17 protein-coding genes and 1 tRNA gene are annotated in these 19,672 nt (G+C 66.0%); 12 read left to right on the forward strand and 6 right to left on the reverse strand.

The genetic code is table 11. From position 1 onward, the window contains the following. Positions 1-16: 16 nt before the first annotated feature. The 9 genes from hscB (at position 17) to PMI12_RS01240 (ending at position 6,310) form a co-directional block, all read left to right on the forward strand. Positions 17-535: a Fe-S protein assembly co-chaperone HscB gene (gene hscB, locus PMI12_RS01205; protein ID WP_007828191.1), complete on the forward strand. Its 519-nt coding sequence runs from the start codon at positions 17-19 to the stop codon at positions 533-535. A 4-nt stretch (positions 536-539) separates the two neighbouring features. Continuing rightward, on the forward strand, positions 540-2,402 hold the full coding sequence (hscA, locus tag PMI12_RS01210) for a Fe-S protein assembly chaperone HscA (RefSeq protein ID WP_007828192.1): 1,863 nt from the start codon (positions 540-542) through the stop codon (positions 2,400-2,402). 9 nt (positions 2,403-2,411) lie between these two features. Continuing rightward, complete coding sequence (fdx, locus tag PMI12_RS01215) at positions 2,412-2,750, forward strand: ISC system 2Fe-2S type ferredoxin (RefSeq protein WP_007828193.1); 339 nt, start codon at positions 2,412-2,414, stop codon at positions 2,748-2,750. A 12-nt stretch (positions 2,751-2,762) separates the two neighbouring features. Then, positions 2,763-3,470: a DNA polymerase III subunit epsilon gene (gene dnaQ / locus PMI12_RS01220; protein ID WP_007828194.1), complete on the forward strand. Its 708-nt coding sequence runs from the start codon at positions 2,763-2,765 to the stop codon at positions 3,468-3,470. A gap of 75 nt (positions 3,471-3,545) precedes the next feature. Then, a tRNA-Val gene (locus PMI12_RS01225) sits at positions 3,546-3,620 on the forward strand. A 204-nt stretch (positions 3,621-3,824) separates the two neighbouring features. Further along, entirely contained in the window at positions 3,825-3,947 is a 123-nt protein-coding gene (locus PMI12_RS27930; RefSeq protein ID WP_007828195.1) for a hypothetical protein, read from the forward strand. 31 nt (positions 3,948-3,978) lie between these two features. After that, positions 3,979-5,082: an NAD(P)/FAD-dependent oxidoreductase gene (locus PMI12_RS01230; protein WP_007828197.1), complete on the forward strand. Its 1,104-nt coding sequence runs from the start codon at positions 3,979-3,981 to the stop codon at positions 5,080-5,082. Between the two features lie 154 nt (positions 5,083-5,236). Next, on the forward strand, positions 5,237-5,533 hold the full coding sequence (locus PMI12_RS01235) for a glycine zipper domain-containing protein (protein WP_007828200.1): 297 nt from the start codon (positions 5,237-5,239) through the stop codon (positions 5,531-5,533). 54 nt (positions 5,534-5,587) lie between these two features. After that, positions 5,588-6,310: a phage holin family protein gene (locus tag PMI12_RS01240; protein ID WP_007828202.1), complete on the forward strand. Its 723-nt coding sequence runs from the start codon at positions 5,588-5,590 to the stop codon at positions 6,308-6,310. 19 nt (positions 6,311-6,329) lie between these two features. Here PMI12_RS01240 and PMI12_RS01245 read toward each other — a convergent pair whose 3' ends face one another. Then, complete coding sequence (locus tag PMI12_RS01245; RefSeq protein ID WP_007828204.1) at positions 6,330-7,409, reverse strand: quinone-dependent dihydroorotate dehydrogenase; 1,080 nt, start codon at positions 7,407-7,409, stop codon at positions 6,330-6,332. Positions 7,410-7,449: 40 nt separating this feature from the next. Here PMI12_RS01245 and rpiA point away from each other — a divergent pair, with 40 nt between their 5' ends. Then, a complete protein-coding gene (gene rpiA / locus PMI12_RS01250; protein ID WP_007828206.1) occupies positions 7,450-8,154 on the forward strand; it encodes a ribose-5-phosphate isomerase RpiA in 705 nt (234 codons plus the stop codon). Between the two features lie 25 nt (positions 8,155-8,179). Here the strand turns inward: rpiA and PMI12_RS01255 are convergent, their stop codons facing one another. The 5 genes from PMI12_RS01255 to PMI12_RS01275 all read right to left on the reverse strand — a co-directional run bounded on the left by PMI12_RS01255 (position 8,180) and on the right by PMI12_RS01275 (position 15,019). Continuing rightward, positions 8,180-8,821 (reverse strand): glutaredoxin family protein, encoded by a 642-nt coding sequence (locus PMI12_RS01255; protein WP_007828208.1) that lies wholly within the window; start codon positions 8,819-8,821, stop codon positions 8,180-8,182. Between the two features lie 30 nt (positions 8,822-8,851). Beyond that, a complete protein-coding gene (locus PMI12_RS01260; RefSeq protein ID WP_007828209.1) occupies positions 8,852-10,909 on the reverse strand; it encodes a M3 family metallopeptidase in 2,058 nt (685 codons plus the stop codon). A gap of 5 nt (positions 10,910-10,914) precedes the next feature. Continuing rightward, a complete protein-coding gene (gene folD / locus PMI12_RS01265; protein ID WP_007828211.1) occupies positions 10,915-11,766 on the reverse strand; it encodes a bifunctional methylenetetrahydrofolate dehydrogenase/methenyltetrahydrofolate cyclohydrolase FolD in 852 nt (283 codons plus the stop codon). A gap of 80 nt (positions 11,767-11,846) precedes the next feature. Further along, a complete protein-coding gene (locus tag PMI12_RS01270) occupies positions 11,847-12,482 on the reverse strand; it encodes a response regulator transcription factor (protein ID WP_007828214.1) in 636 nt (211 codons plus the stop codon). After that, complete coding sequence (locus PMI12_RS01275) at positions 12,479-15,019, reverse strand: PAS domain-containing sensor histidine kinase (protein WP_042672599.1); 2,541 nt, start codon at positions 15,017-15,019, stop codon at positions 12,479-12,481. The genes PMI12_RS01270 and PMI12_RS01275 overlap by 4 nt, the downstream gene beginning before the upstream one ends. A gap of 216 nt (positions 15,020-15,235) precedes the next feature. Here PMI12_RS01275 and aceE point away from each other — a divergent pair, with 216 nt between their 5' ends. Continuing rightward, on the forward strand, positions 15,236-17,950 hold the full coding sequence (gene aceE / locus PMI12_RS01280; protein ID WP_007828218.1) for a pyruvate dehydrogenase (acetyl-transferring), homodimeric type: 2,715 nt from the start codon (positions 15,236-15,238) through the stop codon (positions 17,948-17,950). 51 nt (positions 17,951-18,001) lie between these two features. Beyond that, a complete protein-coding gene (gene aceF, locus PMI12_RS01285; RefSeq protein WP_007828220.1) occupies positions 18,002-19,666 on the forward strand; it encodes a dihydrolipoyllysine-residue acetyltransferase in 1,665 nt (554 codons plus the stop codon). The last annotated feature ends 6 nt before the right edge of the window (positions 19,667-19,672 follow it).

The following is a 19,672-nucleotide window of genomic DNA, read 5'->3' on the forward strand; positions in this document are numbered from 1 at the left end:
CCCGGCAGGCAGTCTGATGAACCTGAACGACACCGACTTTCAACTGTTTGCCGTCCCGGCGACTTTCGCGCAGGACCGCGCCGCGCTCGACGCGCGCTGGAAAGAACTGCAGCGCGAGGTTCACCCGGACCGCTTTGCCGCGCAGGGCGCCGCGGCGCAGCGCGTGGCCATGCAATGGTCGGTGCGCATCAACGAGGCCTACCAGCGGCTCAAGGACCCGATCCGCCGTGCCAGCTACATCTGCGAATTGCACGATGCGCCGCTGAACACCGAGAACAACACGGCGATGCCGGCGGAATTCCTGATGCAGCAGATGGAGTGGCGCGAGGCGCTGGACGACATCGACAGCACCGCCGCGCTCGACAAGTTGCTGGCCGAGGTCGAAGCTGCTCGCGCACGCGCACTCTCGTCCCTCGACTGGCTGATCGACGAAAAAGGCGACTACCCCGCCGCCGCGCAGCAGGTGAGAGCCCTCATGTTCATTGAGCGCTTCGGACAGGACGTCGAAGCCAAATTCGATCAATTGGGACAATAAGGGCATGGCTCTTCTTCAGATTTCCGAACCCGGCCAGGCGCCCGACCCGCATCAGCGCCGCATCGCCGTGGGCATCGACCTTGGCACCACCCATTCGCTGGTCGCCGCGGTGCGCAACGGCGTGGCCGAATGCCTGCCCGACGACAAAGGCCGCGTGCTGCTGCCTTCAGCGGTGCGCTACCTTGAAGGCGATCGCCGCCAGATCGGCTTCGATGCAGCGGCCGCGCGCGCGCAGGACCCCGCCAACACCATCACCTCGGTCAAGCGGCTCATGGGCCGCGGCCTCGCCGACATCGCGAACCGTGACGCCATGTCGTACCGCATCGGCGGCGACGATGGCGGCATGGTGAAGGTGCACACCTCGGCCGGCGAGAAGTCGCCCGTCGAAATCAGCGCCGAAATCCTGGCCACGCTGCGCTTTCGCGCCGAAGACACCTTCGACGACGAGCTCTACGGCGCCGTCATCACCGTGCCGGCGTATTTCGACGAAGGCCAGCGCCAGGCGACCAAGGACGCCGCGCAGCTGGCCGGCCTCAACGTGCTGCGACTGATCAGCGAGCCTACCGCCGCGGCGATCGCATATGGACTGGACAACGCGAGCGAAGGCGTCTACGCGGTTTACGACCTGGGCGGCGGCACATTCGATATTTCGATCCTGCGGCTCACTCAGGGCGTGTTCGAGGTGATTGCCACGGGTGGCGACTCCGCCCTCGGCGGTGACGACTATGACCATGCTCTGGCCGGCTTGGTGCTTGCCCAGACGGGCCTGCACGCCGACAGCGATGCCGACAAGGCGGCGTTGCTGGTTGCCGCGCGGGCCGCGAAAGAGGCGCTGACCGATTCGGAATCCACCGTATTCCGCGCGGAAGTGGCAGGCGCAGCCGCCAGCCTCGAGCTGACGCGCGAGCAGTTCTACACCGCCACCCAGTCGCTCACCGACCGCACCATCGCCGCCGTGCGCAAGGCGCTGCGCGACGCGAAGCTCAAGCCCGACGACCTGAAAGGCATCGTGCTGGTCGGCGGGTCCACCCGCATGCCGCAGGTCCGGCGCGCCGTTGCCGATTTCTTCGGCCGCGAACCGCTGGTCAACCTGAATCCCGACGAGGTCGTGGCTCTCGGTGCTGCCATCCAGGCCAACCAGTTGGCCGGCAACAACGGTGCGGGCGAGCTGCTGTTGCTCGACGTGATCCCGCTGTCGCTCGGCATCGAGACCATGGGAGGGCTGGTCGAGCGCATCGTGCCGCGCAACCAGACCATCCCGACCGCGATGGCGCAGGACTTCACGACGTATCAGGATGGCCAGACCGCGTTGGCGCTGCACGTGGTGCAGGGCGAGCGCGACCTCGTGTCCGACTGCCGCAGCCTCGCGCGCTTCACGCTGCGCGGCATTCCGCCGATGGTGGCCGGCGCGGCGCGCATCCGTGTGACCTTCACGGTCGATGCCGACGGCCTGCTCAGCGTGAGCGCGAAGGAGCAGGGCAGCGGCGTTGAAGCCAGCGTGGCGGTCAAGCCGTCGTACGGCCTGTCGGACGACCAGATCGCGACCATGCTGCAGGAAAGCTTTTCCACCGCGCAGCAGGACATGCAGGCCCGCGCACTCGTGGAAGCACGCGTCGATGCCGACCGCATGCTGCTGGCCACGCAGAGCGCGCTCGATGCCGACGGCGACCTGCTCAGCGTCGAGGAGCGCGCGGTCATCGACGCATCGATGGCGCAGTTGCGCGAGGCCGCCAAGGGCAGTAACGAGGCCGCCGCCATCGACGCGGCCACCAAGAAGCTGGCCGATGACACCGAGGCCTTCGCCGCCCAGCGCATGAACGCGGGCATTGCGCGCGCGCTTGCCGGGCGCAAGGTCGAATCTCTCTAGAACAACAACATGCCCACGATCAAGATCTATCCGCATCCCGAATACTGCCCGCAAGGCGCCGAGATCACCGCGCCGGCCGGCACCTCGATCTGCGAGGCCCTGCTCGACAACGACATCAACATCGAGCACGCGTGCGAGATGAGCTGCGCGTGCACCACCTGCCACGTGATCGTGCGGGAGGGCTTCAATTCGCTCAATGAGGCAGAAGAGGGCGAGGAAGACCTGCTCGACCGTGCCTGGGGCCTGGAGCCGCAGTCGCGCCTGAGTTGCCAGTCGATCCTGGCGCAGGAAAATGTGACGATCGAGATTCCCAAGTACTCGATCAACCACGCCAAAGAGAATCACTGAAAGAGCCACCGCATGTCGCGCCAGATCGTCCTCGACACCGAAACCACCGGCCTTTCCGCCGAGAACGGCGACCGCATCATCGAGCTCGGCTGCGTGGAGCTCTTCGCCCGCAAGCTCACCGGCAACGACCTGCACATCTACTTCAACCCCGAGCGCGAGAGCCATGAAGACGCGTTGAAGGTTCACGGCCTGACGACCGACTTCCTGCGCGACAAGCCGAAGTTCGCGACGCTGGCCAACGACATCGTTGAATACCTGCGCGATGCCGAGCTGATCATCCACAACGCGGCCTTCGACGTCGGCTTTCTCAACAAGGAGTTCGAGCGCGCCGGATTGCCGGCGCTGCGCACCTTCGTCAGCGAAGTGACCGACACGCTGGCCATGGCCAAGCAGGTCTACCCCGGCAAGCGCAATTCGCTGGATGCGCTGTGCGACCGTTTCGGCGTCGACCGCTCCAACCGCACCTTCCACGGCGCCAAGCTCGACGCGCAGCTGCTGGCGGACGTGTACATCAACCTCACGCGCGGTCAGGATGCGCTGCTGATCGACGTGGCCTCGAACGAGCCCGCGCAAGGTACAACCGTGGTGGCCATCGACCTGAGCCAGTTCGAGCTGCCGGTGATCATGGCGGCCGAGCACGAACTGACCGCGCACGAGGCGGTGTTGGTGCAACTCGACAAATCGAGTGGCGGTCGCACGCTGTTTCGGGAAAACGGCTGAAAAGCTATGGCATAATCTGAGGCTTCGCACAACGCGATACGTTTTCAAGACGCTGAAGGCAAACAGCAGCGTTTCGGGCGGTTAGCTCAGGGGTAGAGCACAGCATTCACACTGCTGGGGTCGGAGGTTCGAAACCTCCACCGCCCACCAAATCAAAAAGCGACCTGGATTTCCAGGTCGCTTTTTTGTTGCGCGTTTTCTTCTGGATCCACTGCGCGCCGAACAGGTCGGGTTCTGCGGCATGCCCGGCGTGCGGCACATGAGCTGTCGGTCCGCACCGACGGCAAGTGCAGCCAAGGGCCGTTTGAACTTTCCATGTCGGAGTTCTAGAACCAATGGGAAAGGAGCGCCACCATGGCCACCCATCCCGACCTTCCGACACCTGTCACACCGGATCTGCCCGTCGAGCCCGACGAAGGGCCGAGCACACCACCCGACGAACCCACCGATCCCGAGCCGCCGCCCTCCGTAAAGTGATTCCACGCGCGGGCCGCGCTAAGCTCGCGCGATGGAAGAAATTGATTGCGCCGTCATCGGCGCCGGTGTGGTGGGGCTGGCAGTGGCGCGCGCCTTGGCGCTCGCCGGGCGGGAGGTGCTGGTGCTCGAATCCGAAGGTGCGATAGGGACGGGCACGAGTTCGCGCAACAGCGAAGTCATTCATGCAGGCATCTACTACCCGCAGGGCTCGCTGAAGGCGAAGCTTTGCGTTGAAGGGAAGGAGTTGCTGTACGCCTATGCGGCGGAGCGCGGTGTGCCGCATCGACGCTGCGGCAAGCTCATCGTGGCGACATCGCCGGGGCAGGCGGACCAGCTCGATGCCATTCGGGTCAAGGCTGCGGCGAACGGTGTCGGCGACCTGGCGATGCTGACCGCGCAGCAGGCCGGTGCGCTGGAGCCGCAGCTGCATTGCGTCGCGGCGCTGCATTCGCCAAGCACCGGTATTGTCGACAGCCATGCCCTCATGCTGAGCCTGCTCGGCGATCTGGAGAACGCAGGCGGCATGCTGGCGCTGAAATCGTCCATCACGCGCGCCGAATGTGGCGCTGGGGCTGTTGTCCTGATCGCGGAGGACGGCACGGCGTTGCGTTGCCGTAGCGTGGTCAATGCGGCAGGTCTCGGTGCCCCTGCGTTGGCGCGGTGCTTCGAGGGCCTGCCGCCTTCGGCGGTGCCCGTGGAGCACTTTGCCAAGGGCAATTACTTCACTCTGTCGGGGCGTGCGCCGTTCGGGCGCCTCGTCTATCCCGTGCCCGAGCCCGGCGGATTGGGCGTACACCTCACGATCGACCTGGGCGGCCAAGCCAAGTTCGGGCCCGACGTGCAGTGGGTGTCCTCGCCTGGCGACCTGGTGGTGGACCCGACGCGCGGCGACGGTTTCTATGCCGAGGTGCGCAAGTACTGGCCCGCGCTGCCCGACGGTGCCCTGATTCCGGGCTATGCGGGGATGCGGCCGAAGATCTCGGGCCCAGGCGAGCCGGCGGCGGACTTCATGATCGACGGACCCGATTCGCATGGCATACAAGGGCTGGTCAATCTCTTCGGTATCGAGTCGCCGGGCCTCACGAGCAGCCTGGCCATCGGGCGGCACGTCGCGCGCCTGCTGGCGGGTGAATGAAGCGTGCTAGTACGCAATGAAGTCGCATCTCGCACCAAAGTCTGACCATCTGTCGCGCCCGAGGGCCTTTTGTGCCTGTAACATGACAGGACGCCATCGCTGGCGTGAAAGCCGCCGGCGCGGTGCCGGTGTCATCAATGGAGGAAAGATTCCAATGAGTGCATCCCAAAATCTTGAAGCAGCGGCCGAAGACATCGCAAGCGACGTGCGCGGCGTGCTGGCAAGCAAGGACCTGGATTCGGTTCCCCACATCAAGGCGCTGCGCCAGCGCATCGACACCAAGCTGGCCATCGCACGCGAACTAGCGGCCGAGAAGAGCAAGCTCGCCGCCAAGAAGGCCCGCGAAGCGGCCAACTCCGCCAACGCCTACGCCCATGACGAACCATGGCAGATCGCCGGTGCTGCACTGGCTGTCGGCGTGCTGGTGGGCCTGCTGCTTGGCCGCCGCTGACCTGAGCATTCGCCGCCGCAGCATCGTTCGCCCGGACATGGCCGGAGCCAGCCCATGAGGCTGTCGTCCCTGTTCGGATTGAACGCCCGGATTCGCCGGCTGCGCATCGCCGCCGCCGAAGGCGCGCTGGCGGCCGAAGACCGGGTGCAGCTGCTGCGCATGGCCTGGGAGGACGAGAAGCAGCGCCTCAAGCTGTTGCTTGTCTTCAGTCTGGCCGTGTTGGGGCTGACCACGGTCACGGTGGCTCTGCTGTCCGTGGCGGTGGTGGTTCATTTCTGGGAAACGCCCCACCGCATCGTGGCCGCATGGTCGGTGGCGGGGGTGTGGATCGTGCTTTGGCTGGCGGCCGCCATCGGCTTGCTGCTGTCGCTGCGCAACGCATCCAACAGCTTCGTGCCGGCACGCCGCGAGTTCGAACGCGACTGGGCCTGGGTCCAGGACCGTTTCGGCCTCGGCAAGGACCCTGAGCAGGACGAAGAGGCGCCGCGCCCCCCGCGGCCTGCCACGCGCGAGGAACTGCTGGCGCGCATGGAGCGTCAGCGCGAGCGCATCGCGACGTTGCAGGGTGGACGCGAGCAGGCGCAGCCGGTCGGCGGTTCAGGCGAGGGCGAAGCGCCTCCGCCCAACGAATCGGCGGCCGCCGCGGCACTGCGCATTGCACGTGCGCATCCGGTGGCTACCGGCGTCGTTGCTGCGGCCGCCGTGGTGGTGATCCGGCCGAAGCGCCTGCTGCGTTGGGCCGCGGTCATCGCGCCAATACTCTGGCGCATGCGCTGAAAGAGACGAAGAAAGAAGCTCAGGCCTGGCTGCGATCCCGCAGCAGCGCCCGGGCGGCTTCGCGCACCAGCGCAGGGCCGCGGTAGATCAGGCCGGTGTAGATCTGCACCACGTCCGCACCCGCGGCGATCTTGGCCTTGGCATCGGCTGCGCTCAGGATGCCGCCGACCCCGATGATCGGAAAACCCGACCCGAGCGCCGCACGCAGCTGGGCGACCACGCGGTTGCTGGCCTCGCGCACCGGCGCACCCGACAGTCCGCCCGCTTCATCCGCATGCGGCAGGCCCTTGACCGCATCGCGCGCGAGCGTGGTGTTGGTGGCGATCACGCCGTCCATGCCGTGACGCTTCAGCGTGGCGGCAATCACCGCCACCTGGGCCTCGTCGAGATCGGGGGCGATCTTCACGAACAGCGGGGAGCGCTTGTTGTGGCTCGCGGCCAGCGCCTCGCGCCGTTCGGCCACCGCGCCGAGAAGCGCATCGAGCGCCTCATCGCTCTGCAGCGTGCGCAGGTTGGCGGTGTTGGGGCTCGAGATATTGATTGTCACGTAGTCGGCGTGCGGGTATACGCCGTCGAGGCAGAGCAGGTAGTCGTCCACCGCGCGCTCGATCGGCGTGGCGGCGTTCTTGCCGATGTTCAGGCCCAGCAGCATCGGCGACGTGGTGCCCCTGCCGGTCTTGCGGAAACGCGCCTTCTGCACATTGGCCAGGAAGGCGTCGAGTCCTTCGTTGTTGAAGCCGAGCCGGTTGATCAGCGCATCGCGCTGCGGCAGCCGGAACATGCGAGGCTTGGGGTTGCCCGGCTGCGCCTTCGGCGTCACCGTGCCGACTTCGACGAATCCGAAGCCCATGGCGGCGAAGGCGTCGATGCAGCGGGCGTTCTTGTCGAGCCCGGCCGCCAGGCCCACGCGGTTCGGAAAGTGCAGGCCGGCGAGCTGGATCGGGTCGTTCACGCGCGGTGCCGAATAGGCGCAGGCCAGCGGCGTGTTCTGGGTGTGTGCCAGGCCGTCCAGCGTGAGTTCATGGGCGTGCTCGGGGTCGAAGCCGAACAGGAAAGGGCGGGCCAGGCCGTAGAGCGAAGAGGGCATCAGCAGGGGCATCGGATAATTCTGAACTTCTATGAGCCAAGGATTCTCCGCGATGACCGCACCCGCCACCCCAACCCCTCTTTCTCAGGATGAACTCAAGGCCCAGGTCGGCCTTGCCGCGCTGGCCTACGTGGTCAAGGGCGAGATCGTCGGCGTCGGAACCGGCTCCACGGTGAACAAGTTCATCGACGCGCTGGCCACCATCAAGGACGAGATCAAGGGCGCTGTCTCCAGCTCGGTAGCCTCGACCGAGCGCCTGCGCGCGCTGGGCATCCCGGTGTTCGACAGCAACGAGGTGGAAGAACTGGCTGTCTACATCGACGGCGCCGACGAAATCGACCACCGCGGCTTCATGGTGAAGGGCGGTGGCGCCGCGCTCACGCGCGAAAAGATCGTGGCGGCGCAGTCGCGCAAGTTCATCTGCATCGCCGATGCGTCCAAACTGGTCGATGCGCTGGGCGCGTTTCCGCTGCCCGTGGAGGTGATTCCGATGGCCGCGCGCCGGGTGATGCGCCAGTTCGCGAGCATGGGTGGCATCGCCCAGGTGCGCGAGAAGGACGGCCTGCCGCTGGTTACCGACAACGGTCAGCACATCGTGGACGTGACTGGCCTGCGGATCACCGATCCGCTGGCCTTCGAGTCCGAGGTGAGCCAATGGCCTGGCGTGGTGACGGTGGGCGTCTTTGCGCACCAGAAAGCCGACGTGTGCCTGCTGGGTACCCCGACGGGCGTGAAGACGATGCAGTTCGCCCGATGATCCGCGGCCGCGAACGCGGCCTGGGTCAGAACTTGATGCCGGCCGGGTTGCTCGGGGTCGGTTCGCTCGAGGCGGGAGGCGGCGACGCGGGCTGCGCAGCTGGTGCCGCAGGGGCCCGGGTTGCGGGTGCTGCCTGTTGCGCGATCAGTGGCCGCGCCAGGCCGTTGCGATAGCCCGCGGGCAGGCTGTTGCTCTTGGGATAGCCGGCCGCGTCGAGGTACTGCGACCACTCGGCATCCGAAAAGCCCTTGAGCTGCTGCGATCCGATGGTCAGCAGCGGCAGCGAACTCTGGCTGCTCAGGCGCTGTAGCGCCTGGACTTCCTCGTTGCTCTTGACGGTTCGCTCTTCGAACGGGATGCCACGCGTGACAAGCAGCGAGCGTGCCGTGCTGCAGGGGCCGCATTCGTCGCTGCTGTACAGGGTGACGGGGTAGCGCTGCGCCACCTGCCGCAATTCATACGGCAGGCCCGCATTGGCGGGCGTGGTGACGCCGCCCTGCGGCCCCGAAGCCGCTTCGGTGCTGGCGGTCGGAGCGCGATCTGAAAAGGTGACCTTGCCGTTTTTGTCGACCTGGCGGTAGATGGGCTGTGCCATCGCGCCCGCGGCAACGAGCGCAAGGGCGAGGCCGCTCAGGCGATGCAGTGAGAGTTTGTGAATCGGATGCATCGCCCGAGTATCGCAAGCTTCAGCGCCGCATCAAACGGGCTGGGGCTCCGCCATGCCCTGATGTCGCAGCAGCGCATCAAGCTGGGGCTCGCGGCCGCGGAAGGCCTTGAACGAATCCATGGCGCTGCGGCTGCCGCCGGCCTCCAGGATGGCCTGGCGGTACTTGCGGCCGGTCTCGATGTTCGGCTCGCCGTCGGCGCCCACGGTTTCCTCGAAGGCCGCGTAGGCGTCGGCACTCAGCACCTCGGCCCACTTGTAGCTGTAGTAGCCGGCCGCGTAGCCGCCCGAGAAGATGTGGCTGAAGGTATTCGGCGTGCGGCTGAACGGCGGCGAGGGCATCACGGCCACCTCGGCGCGCACCTTGCCGAGCAGCGCCATCACATCGCCGGGCTTGGCCGCCGCTGCGTGGTACTCGGTATGCAGCAGCATGTCGAACAGCGAGAATTCGATCTGGCGCAGCGTCTGCAGGCCGCTCTGGAAGTTCTTGGCGGCCGTCATCTTGTCGAACAGCGCGCGCGGCAGCGGCTCGCCGGTGTCGACGTGGGCGGTCATGTGCTTGAGCACGTCCCACTCCCAGCAGAAGTTCTCCATGAACTGGCTCGGCAGCTCGACCGCGTCCCACTCGACACCGCTGATGCCCGAGACGTCGCGCTCGTTCACCTGCGTGAGCATGTGATGCAGGCCGTGGCCGAACTCGTGGAAGAGGGTGGTCACGTCGTCGTGCGTGAGCAGCGGCGGCTTGCCGTCGACGCCGCTGGCGAAGTTGCACACCAGCTGCGCAACCGGCGTTTGCAGCACGCCGTTGTCGGGGCGTAGCCAGCGGGCGCGCACATCGTCCATCCAGGCGCCGCCGCGCTTGGCGGCGCGCGCGGAGGGGTCCAGGTAGAACTGGCCGACCTTCTGGCCGGCGCGCTCGATGCGATAGAACTCCACGCTCGGGTGCCACGTGGGCGCCGAGTCGCGGCGGATCGACACCTCGAACAGCGTCTCGACGATCTTGAACAGCCCGGCCATGACCTTCGGCGCGGGGAAGTACTGCTTCACCTCCTGCTCGCTGAAGGCATAGCGCGCTTCCTTGAGCTTCTCGCCGATGTAGTTCCAGTCCCAGGGTTGCGGGTCGGTGATGCCCAGTTGCTCCGAGGCGAAGACCCGCAGGTCGGCCAGGTCGCGCTCGCCATAGGGCTTGGCCTTGGTGGCGAGATCGCGCAGGAACTTGACGACTTGCTCGGGCGATTCGGCCATCTTCGGCACGACGGACAGCTCGCCGTAGTTCCTGTAGCCCAGCAGCTTCGCTTCTTCCTCGCGCAGCGCGAGGATCTCCGTGATGAGCGCCGTGTTGTCGAAGGCGGCATCGCCGAATTCGCTGGCGCGCGTGACGTAGGCGCGGTAGAGCTTCTCGCGCAGCGCGCTGCTCCTGGCGAACTGCATCACCGGCAGGTAGCACGGCATCTTGAGCGTGAGCTTGTAGCCTTCCTTGCCCTCGGCTTCGGCGGCTGTGCGAGCGGCGCTCACGACGTCCTCGGGCACGCCCTCGAGCTCGCCCAGCGAGGCGTAGTAGGCAAAGGCATCGGTCGCGTCGAGTGCGTTCTCGCTGAACTTCTGGCTCAGCTCGGCCTGGCGCTCCTGGATGTCGGCGAAACGCTTCTTGGCGTCGCCCTGCAGTTCGGCGCCGCCGAGCACGAAGTTGCGCACGGCGTTCTTGTGCGCCTGGCGCTGCTCGGGGTTGAGCGTGGCCGGATCGATGGCCTTGTATTTGGCGTACAGGCGCTCGTCGGAACCCAGGCGGGTCCAGAACGCGGTGACGCGCGGCATGGCCTCGTTGTAGGCAGCGCGCAGCTCCGGCGTGTCGGCCACGGCATTGAGGTGGCCGACGGCACCCCAGGCGCGGCTGAAGCGTTCGGAGGCCACGTCGAGCACCCTGGAGATCGCGTTCCAGTCGGCCGGGAATTCGGACGCCGTTACCGTCTGCAGCGCGGTCTCGGCATCGGCCAGCAGGGTGTCGACCGCGGGCGACACATGCTCGGGCCTGATGCGATCGAACAGCGGGAGATCGGTGAAGTCGAGGAGTGGGTTGTTCGTGGTGGCCATGGAAATCACTTGGCGGCGCGTTCCGCAGCTTCAAGGGTATTGACGAGGAGCATGGCGCGGGTCATCGGGCCGACGCCGCCCGGCACGGGGGTGATCCAGCCAGCCACTTCCTTCACGCTGTCGAAATCGACGTCGCCGGCCAGCTTGCCGTCGGCCTTGCGGTTCATGCCGACGTCGATGACCACCGCTCCGGGCTTCACCATGTCGGCCGTCAGGAGATCGAGCTTGCCCACGGCAGCCACGATCACGTCGGCCTGCCGCGTGATGGCGCCGAGGTCTTGCGTGGCGCTGTGGCAGATGGTCACGGTGGCGCTCTTGGCCAGCAGCATCATGGCCATCGGCTTGCCGACGATGTTGCTGCGGCCGATGACCACCGCGTGCTTGCCGCGCAGGTCGTAGCCGATGGATTCGAGCATCTTCATGCAGCCGTGCGGCGTGCAGGGCCAGAAGCCGGGTGCGCCGGTCATCAGCGCGCCGGCGCTGGCGACGTGGAAGCCGTCGACGTCCTTGGCGGGCGAGATCGTCTCGATGACTTTCTGGCTGTCCATGTGCTTGGGCAGTGGCAGCTGAACCAGGATGCCGTGCACCTTCGGGTCGTCGTTGAGGGCGCGGATGCGGGCCAGCAAGTCAGCTTCGCTCAGGTCGGCGGGGTAGGTCTCGAGCGTGGCCTGCAGACCGGTCTCGGTGCTGTCGTTGACCTTGTGCTTCGTGTAGACCTGGCTGGCCGGATCGCTGCCCACCAAGATGATGGACAGTGCCGGGTTCACGCCGCGCGCCTTCAGCGCGGCGGTGCGGCCGGACACCTCGGCACGAATGGTTTTGGCGAGGGCGTTGCCGTCGATCAGTTGGGCGGTCATCGGTTTTGATTTTCCAAGTAAAAACGCCCGCTTGCGCAGGCGTGGGGAAGGTGCGTGGCTATCGGCGGGATAGCTGCGGCTCAGGAGGCCTTGGCCGTGGGGGCCGCTTGCCCGAGCGCTATCTTGAGCAGATCGGCCACAGTATTGGCATTGAGCTTTTCCATGATGTTGGCGCGATGCGCCTCGACCGTCTTGATGCTGATGCCGAGGTCGTCCGCGATCTGCTTGTTCAGGCGGCCGGCGACGATGCGTTCGAGCACCTGCGCCTCGCGGCCCGTGAGCTTGGACAGCAGCGCATCGCGGCTGGCCGACTGCTGGTGCTGCGTGAAGGCGCCGCGCGCATGTTCGAGCATGCGCTCGACCAGCGTGACAAGCTCTTCGTCGTTGAAGGGCTTCTGGATGAAATCCATCGCGCCCTTCTTCATGCTGTCGACCGCCATCGGCACGTCGCCGTGGCCGGTGATGACCACGATCGGCAGCGGGGAGCGGCGTTCGATCAGGCGATCCTGCAGTTCGAGGCCGGTCATGCCGGCCATGCGGATGTCGACGATCAAACAGGCGACTTCGCGCGGGTCGTATCGGGAGAGAAAGGATTCGGCGGAATCGAAACAGCGGACTCTGTAGTCCTTGCCCTCGAGCAGCCATTGCAGCGAATCGCGTACGGCTTCGTCGTCGTCGACGACATAGACCGTGCCCTTCTTCGGAATCAAACTCATGCAGGTACCTTTGCCTCGTCGCTAGCTACGGAACTGATAGCGTCCAACACCGGAATCCAGAAGGAAAAACGGCATCCGATCACATCCGGGCCATTGTAGATGTTCTCCGCCTGCATCCGGCCGCGGTGCGACTCGACGATGGTGCGGCACAGATTGAGCCCGATGCCCATGCCCTCGGGCTTGGTGGAGAAGAAGGCTTCGTAGAGCCGGTCCATCACTTCCGGAGCGAGCCCCTTGCCCGTGTCCTGCACCGAGAACTCGATGGCGTTGTGGCCTTCGATGACCTTGGGCAGCACGCGCAGCTCGACGCTGCGGCGCGCCAGCGGGCGCTCGGCGATGTCGATGGATTCGGCCGCGTTCTTCAGCAGGTTGACCATCACCTGCTCGATGAGGATCGGGTCGACGCGCACCACCGGCAGCCGCGCGGCCACGTAGTGGTTCAGGCGCACGTTGCGCCGGCGCAGCTCGATGCCTGCCAGCTCGACCGCCTCGCTCACCATGGTGGCCACGTCGGCCGGCGTGCGGTTGGGTTCGCTGCGCTTCACGAAAGAGCGGATGCGCTGGATGATCTGGCCGGCGCGCTGGGCCTGCTTCGACGTTTTCTCGAGCGCGGCGAGCAGCGCGTCGTTGTCGATCGATTGGCCCTTGATGCGCGACATCATCCCGTTGCAGTAGTTGGTGATGGCGGTCAGCGGCTGGTTGAGCTCGTGGGCCACGCTGGAGGCCATCTCGCCCATCGTGATGAGGCGGCTGGCAGCCTGGGCCTTGTCGGCCTGCGCGGCGGCCTGTTCCTCGGCGTCGCGGCGCGGAGTGATGTCGGTGGCGATCACCAGCTGCGCGAGGCGGCCGTCGACCCATGTCAGGTAGCGCGAACGCACTTCGAGCCATTTGCCGAGGTGCGGCACGAAGATTTCGTTGTTGGCCGCCTGCGCCGCGGTGAGCGTGTCGATCGGCAGGCCCGCGTACGGATCGACGTCGTCGAGGCCTTCGTCGTGCGCATTCGAGGCTGGCACACCTGCCTGCGCGACCATGCCCAGATGGCCCACGGTGTCGGAGCCGAACCAGAGCCGGTACAGCTTGTTGGCGAACAGCAGTTCCTCGCTGCCGATGGGCGCGACGGACACGGCCGCATCGAGCGCTTCTAGCACGGTGGTGAAGCGTTCGTACGAAGCCGACAACTGCTCGCGGATGCGCGTGGGCTCGGTGATATCGGTCATCGACGTCATCCAGCCGGTCTGGTGGCCGCGCGCGTCGATCAGCGGCGACACGTAGAGCCGGGCGTTGAACACGCTGCCGTTCTTGCGCTTCACGCGCACCTGGAAGCCGCCGGGCAGGGCTCGGCCATGCAGCTCTTCTTCCAGGCGCTCGTTCATCACTTCGCGGTCGGATTCGAGCCAGTAGGGGAAGGGCGGCGACTGGCCGACGAGCTCGGCCTCGCTCCATCCGGTCATCGCGCAGAAGGCGGCGTTCACGTAGGTGATGCGGCCCTGCAGGTCGAGCACGCGCATGCCGGTCAGCATGGAGTTCTCCATGGCGCGGCGGAAATTGGTTTCTGCGACCAGCCGCTGCTGTGCCTGCAGCCGCCGCCGCGTGTGCCGCCAGGTGCCGATGAGCATCCAGCTCGTGAGCACGCTGAGCGCGCAGACCAGCCAGAACAGCCCGTTGCCGACCACGCCCTGCGAGGTGCGGTAGGCCTGCGCCCGCAGCACCAGAGCATTGCCCACCGGGGACACCGGCACTTCGTATTCGTTGGTCCGCTCGGTCCAGGGCAGCAGGCGCGTGCCGCCTTCCTTCAGGGTGGTGGTGTTGCCCGCGATCGCGTGGCCCTTGGCGTCGAGCAGCGACACCGCATAGCGCGCCTGTACTTCGGACGGCATGCCGTAGCGCAGCAGCCCGTCGACCGAGAACTCGCCAAGCACGACGCCCGCGAACAGTCCTTGATCGAAAAGGGGGATGTGCAGCTGCAGCATCGCAGGGGGGGCGCCTCCGGCCACGGGCTGCGAATACACCGGCTGGCGCAGCTCGCGGGCCAGCGCATAGTTGCTCTCGATGTCGCCGGGACGCAGCACGTCGCCGATCAGGTGCTGCTGGGCCGGGTGCACGCTGGGCGCCGCATAGCCGGCCTTGAAGCGGCGGCGGTCGTCGATCCAGGTGATGGTCTGCAGCTCGGGGAACTGGCTCACCAGCGACTCGGCTCGGCTGGTGAATTCGACCGGGTCGATCTCGCGGTTGGAAGCGTCGCGCGCGATGCGCATCAACTGCTCCTGCCGCTCCAAAAGCCGCAGGCGCATGCGCTGCTGTGCGTATTCGACGTCGCGGCGCACCGACTCCTGCTCGCGCTCGACTTCCTCGGTGCGCAGGTACCAGAAGGCGGACACGATGGCGGCAAGAAACAACAGCACGGCCGCCATCGGCGCGAGCATGGCGACTGCGTCCTGCAGCACCGGCGTCTGCCGGCGCCACCACCTGCGCCACCAGGACAGGGGCGAGGCATTCACGGCACTGCGGGCAACTGCCAGCGGAGAGGAAAAAGGCATGGTCCGAGTTTAGGTGAAGCCCTTCGGAAACGACGGCAAAGCAACGTCGGCCCGGGCTTGCGCGCGGTTTTGCGCAGGGCAAACGCGAACTGAAAATTTCATATTAAGAAATTGATACGCACTATTTGAAATCTCGATGTTTCTATGCGAAACTCCGCCGCGTTCGCTGCACAGCGCACTTAAATTACAGCCACAGCCCTAAAAGGAGAGACAAGCATGTCGGCAAATCCCGAGAACCTGTTCGGCTCGGCCGCAAACGATGCGGACGCCCAGGAGACCCGTGAATGGATGGATGCACTGTCCTCCGTCATCCAGAGCGAGGGTCCGGAGCGGGCCCACTTCCTTCTCGAGCAACTGCTCGAACATGCCCGCCAGAACACGGTCGACATGCCGTTCTCGGCCAACACGGGCTACGTCAACACCATCGAGCCCTCGCAGGAGGCCCGCAGCCCCGGCAACCTCGAGATCGAACAACGCCTGCGTGCCTACATGCGCTGGAATGCCATGGCGATGGTGGTCAAGGCCAACCGCATCCACCCGCCCGAAGGCGGCGACCTCGGCGGCCACATCGGCTCCTTCGCCTCGCTGGCCAGCATGTTCGGCGCCGGCTTCAACCACTTCTGGCACGCCGAGAGCGAGAACCACGGCGGCGACCTGCTCTACATCCAGGGCCACGTTTCGCCCGGCATTTATGCCCGCGCCTACCTCGAAGGCCGCCTCTCCGAAGAGCAGCTGCTCAACTTCCGCCAGGAAGTGGACGGCAAGGGCCTGTCGAGCTACCCGCACCCCAAGCTGATGCCGGAGTTCTGGCAGTTCCCGACCGTCTCGATGGGCCTGGGGCCGCTGATGGCGATCTACCAGGCGCGCTTCCTCAAGTACCTGCATGCACGCGGCATCGCCAACACCGAGAACCGCAAGGTCTGGGTGTTCTGTGGCGACGGTGAGATGGACGAGGTGGAATCGCTGGGCGCCATCGGCCTGGCGGCGCGCGAGAACCTCGACAACCTGATCTTCGTCATCAACTGCAACCTGCAGCGCCTGGACGGTCCGGTGCGCGGCAACGGCAAGATCATCCAGGAACTGGAAGGCGAATTCCGCGGTGCCAACTGGAACGTCGTCAAGCTGATCTGGGGCAAGGGCTGGGACGCCCTGCTCGAAAAGGACCATGACGGCGCGCTGCGCAAGATCATGATGGAGTGCAACGACGGCGACTACCAGGCCATGAAGGCCAACGACGGTGCCTACGTGCGCAAGAACTTCTTCGGCCGCGACCCGCGCACGCTGAAGATGGTCGAGCACATGACCGACGACGAGGTCTGGAGCCTGCAGCGCGGCGGCCACGACTCGCAGAAGGTGTACGCCGCCTTCCACGCCGCCCAGAACCACAAGGGCCAGCCCACGGTGCTGCTCGTCAAGACCGTCAAGGGCTTCGGCATGGGCAAGATCGGCGAAGGCAAGAACACGGTCCACCAGACCAAGAAGCTCGGCGACGAGGACATCAAGGCCTTCCGCGACCGCTTCAACATTCCGATTCCCGACAGCCAGATCGCCGAGCTGCCGTTCTACAAGCCGGCCGACGACACGCCGGAAATGCGCTACTTGCACGAGCGCCGCAAGGCGCTCGGCGGCTACCTGCCGCATCGCCGCGCCAAGGCCGACGAGAGCTTCACGGTGCCCTCGCTCGACACCTTCAAGTCGGTGATCGAGCCCACGGCCGAAGGCCGCGAGATCTCGACCACGCAGGCCTACGTGCGCTTCCTCACGCAGCTGCTGCGCGACAAGGCGCTGGGCCCGCGCGTCGTGCCCATCCTGGTGGACGAGGCCCGCACCTTCGGCATGGAAGGCTTGTTCCGCCAGATCGGCATCTACAACCCGCACGGTCAGCAGTACACCCCGGTCGATAAAGACCAGGTCATGTACTACAAGGAAGACAAGGCCGGCCAGATCCTGCAGGAAGGCATCAACGAAGCCGGCGGCATGTCGAGCTGGATCGCGGCGGCCACGTCGTACAGCACGAACAACCGCATCATGGTGCCGTTCTACGTGTACTACTCGATGTTCGGCTTCCAGCGCATCGGCGATCTCGCCTGGGCGGCCGGCGACATGCAGGCCCGCGGCTTCCTGCTGGGCGGCACCTCGGGACGCACCACGCTGAACGGCGAAGGCCTGCAGCACGAAGACGGCCACAGCCACATCCTGGCCAACACCATCCCGAACTGCGTGAGCTACGACCCGACCTTCGCGCACGAAGTCGGCGTGATCCTGCACCATGGCCTGAAGCGCATGGTCGAGAAGCAGGACAACGTCTACTACTACCTGACGCTGCTCAACGAGAACTACGCGATGCCCGGCCTCCAGCCCGGTACCGAAGAGCAGATCATCAAGGGCATGTACCTGTCGAAGCAGGGCCCTGCGCTCAAGGCCAAGGCACCGACCGTGCAACTGCTGGGCAGCGGCACCATCCTGCGCGAAAGCTTTGCCGCGCAAGAGCTGCTCGAAAAGGACTGGGGCGTGTCGGCTTCCGTGTGGAGCTGCCCGAGCTTCAATGAGCTCACGCGTGACGGCCAGGACGCCGACCGCTGGAACCTGCTGCACCCGGACCAGACGCCGCGCGTGCCCTTCGTGGCCGAGCAGCTTGCGCCCACCACCGGCCCGGTGGTCGCCTCGACCGACTACATGAAGGCCTACGCCGAACAGATCCGCCCCTTCATCCCGAAGGGCCGCAACTACAAGGTGCTGGGCACCGACGGCTTCGGCCGCAGCGACTTCCGAAACAAGCTGCGCGAGCACTTCGAGATCAACCGCCACTACATCGTGGTGGCTGCGCTCAAGGCGCTGAGCGAAGATGGCACCGTGCCGGTGGCCAAGGTGGTGGAAGCGATCAAGAAGTACGGCATCAATGTCGACAAGGTCAACCCGCTCTACGCCTGACCCTCAACAATCAACGAACGAAACGGCGCCTCAGGGCGGGAGACAAACGATATGGCAGCAGTGGAAGTCAAGGTGCCGGACATCGGCGATTTCGATGAAGTCGCGGTGATCGAGGTGCTCGTGAAGGTGGGCGACACGGTCAAGGCCGAGCAGTCGCTCATCACGGTGGAGTCGGACAAGGCATCGATGGAAATTCCGTCGTCGACCGCCGGCGTGGTCAAGGAGCTGAAGGTCGAGGTCGGCAGCAAGGTCAAGGAAGGCTCGGTGGTGCTCGTGCTCGAGGCCGAGGGAGCGGGTGCTGCAGCAGCACCGGCGCCCGCGGCTGCTCCGGCAGCAGCGCCGGCTCCTGCGCCGGCCGCAGCGGCCCCCGCGCCGGCTGCTCTCGCGGCACCCCCAGTGGCCTCGGGCCCGGTGGAGGTCAAGGTGCCCGACATCGGCGACTTCAAGGACGTCGCCGTCATCGAAGTACTCGTGAAGGTGGGCGACGTGATCAAGGCCGAGCAGTCGCTCATCACGGTGGAGTCGGACAAGGCCTCGATGGAAATTCCGTCGTCGGCTGCGGGCGTGCTCAAGGAACTCAAGGTCAAGGTGGGCGACACGGTCAACATCGGTGACCTGATCGCGGTGCTCGAAGGCGCTGCAGGGGCCGCTGCTCCGGCGCCGACCCAGGCAGCGGCTGCCGCACCGGCAACCGCAACCGCCAGTGCACCAGCACCGACTGCTGCATCGGCGCCTGCTGCCGCCGCTGCTCCGGCTCATCAGCCGACGGTCGCCCCCAGCGCCAGCCTTCCGCACGCCTCGCCCTCGGTGCGCAAGTTCGCGCGCGAACTCGGCGTGCCGCTCGAAGAGGTCAAGGGCTCCGGTCCCAAGGGCCGCATCACGCAGGAAGACATCCAGAACTTCACCAAGGCCGTGATGAGCGGCCAGGCCAGCACCAAGGCCTCGGCGGCCAAGGCGCCGGCCGGTGGTGGCGACGGCGCCGCGCTGGGCCTGATTCCATGGCCCAAGGTCGACTTCACGAAGTTCGGCACGGTCGAGCGCAAGGACCTGTCGCGCATCAAGAAGCTCAGCGGCGCGAACCTGCACCGCAACTGGGTGATGATCCCGCACGTCACCAACAACGACGAAGCCGACATCACCGAGCTCGAGGCCTTCCGCGTCTCCACCAACAAGGAGAACGAGAAATCGGGCGTGAAGGTCACGATGCTGGCCTTCGTCATCAAGGCGGTGGTCGCGGCGCTGAAGAAGTTCCCCGAGTTCAACACCAGCCTGGACGGCGACCAGCTCGTCTACAAGCAGTACTACAACATCGGCTTCGCGGCGGACACGCCGAACGGCCTCGTGGTGCCGGTGCTCAAGGATGCCGACAAGAAGGGCATCCTGCAGATCAGCGCCGAGATGGGCGAGCTCGCCAAGAAGGCGCGCGACGGCAAGCTCGGCTCGGCCGACATGCAGGGCGGCTGCTTCTCGATCAGCTCGCTGGGCGGCATCGGCGGCACGCACTTCACGCCGATCATCAACGCTCCCGAAGTGGCCATCCTCGGCCTCTCGAAGGGCCAGATGAAGCCGGTGTGGGACGGCAAGCAGTTCGTGCCGCGCCTGACGCTGCCGATGTCGCTGTCGTACGACCACCGCGTGATCGACGGCGCCCTGGCTGCGCGTTTCAACGCCTACCTGGGCCAGGTGCTCGCGGACTATCGCCGTATTCTTCTATGACCCCCC

This window comes from Variovorax sp. CF313, from assembly GCF_000282635.1.
Classification (GTDB): Bacteria; Pseudomonadota; Gammaproteobacteria; order Burkholderiales; family Burkholderiaceae_C; genus Variovorax.

Bases quoted from the DNA above. Each gene is read 5' to 3' on its own strand.
- hscB (WP_007828191.1), top strand. From the start codon at position 17: ATGAACCTGAACGACACCGACTTTCAACTGTTTGCCGTCCCGGCGACT.
- hscA (WP_007828192.1), top strand. From the start codon at position 540: ATGGCTCTTCTTCAGATTTCCGAACCCGGCCAGGCGCCCGACCCGCAT.
- fdx (WP_007828193.1), top strand. From the start codon at position 2,412: ATGCCCACGATCAAGATCTATCCGCATCCCGAATACTGCCCGCAAGGC.
- dnaQ (WP_007828194.1), top strand. From the start codon at position 2,763: ATGTCGCGCCAGATCGTCCTCGACACCGAAACCACCGGCCTTTCCGCC.
- PMI12_RS27930 (WP_007828195.1), top strand. From the start codon at position 3,825: ATGGCCACCCATCCCGACCTTCCGACACCTGTCACACCGGATCTGCCC.
- PMI12_RS01230 (WP_007828197.1), top strand. From the start codon at position 3,979: ATGGAAGAAATTGATTGCGCCGTCATCGGCGCCGGTGTGGTGGGGCTG.
- PMI12_RS01235 (WP_007828200.1), top strand. From the start codon at position 5,237: ATGAGTGCATCCCAAAATCTTGAAGCAGCGGCCGAAGACATCGCAAGC.
- PMI12_RS01240 (WP_007828202.1), top strand. From the start codon at position 5,588: ATGAGGCTGTCGTCCCTGTTCGGATTGAACGCCCGGATTCGCCGGCTG.
- PMI12_RS01245 (WP_007828204.1), bottom strand. From the start codon at position 7,409: ATGCCCCTGCTGATGCCCTCTTCGCTCTACGGCCTGGCCCGCCCTTTC.
- rpiA (WP_007828206.1), top strand. From the start codon at position 7,450: ATGACCGCACCCGCCACCCCAACCCCTCTTTCTCAGGATGAACTCAAG.
- PMI12_RS01255 (WP_007828208.1), bottom strand. From the start codon at position 8,821: ATGCATCCGATTCACAAACTCTCACTGCATCGCCTGAGCGGCCTCGCC.
- PMI12_RS01260 (WP_007828209.1), bottom strand. From the start codon at position 10,909: ATGGCCACCACGAACAACCCACTCCTCGACTTCACCGATCTCCCGCTG.
- folD (WP_007828211.1), bottom strand. From the start codon at position 11,766: ATGACCGCCCAACTGATCGACGGCAACGCCCTCGCCAAAACCATTCGT.
- PMI12_RS01270 (WP_007828214.1), bottom strand. From the start codon at position 12,482: ATGAGTTTGATTCCGAAGAAGGGCACGGTCTATGTCGTCGACGACGAC.
- PMI12_RS01275 (WP_042672599.1), bottom strand. From the start codon at position 15,019: ATGCCTTTTTCCTCTCCGCTGGCAGTTGCCCGCAGTGCCGTGAATGCC.
- aceE (WP_007828218.1), top strand. From the start codon at position 15,236: ATGTCGGCAAATCCCGAGAACCTGTTCGGCTCGGCCGCAAACGATGCG.
- aceF (WP_007828220.1), top strand. From the start codon at position 18,002: ATGGCAGCAGTGGAAGTCAAGGTGCCGGACATCGGCGATTTCGATGAA.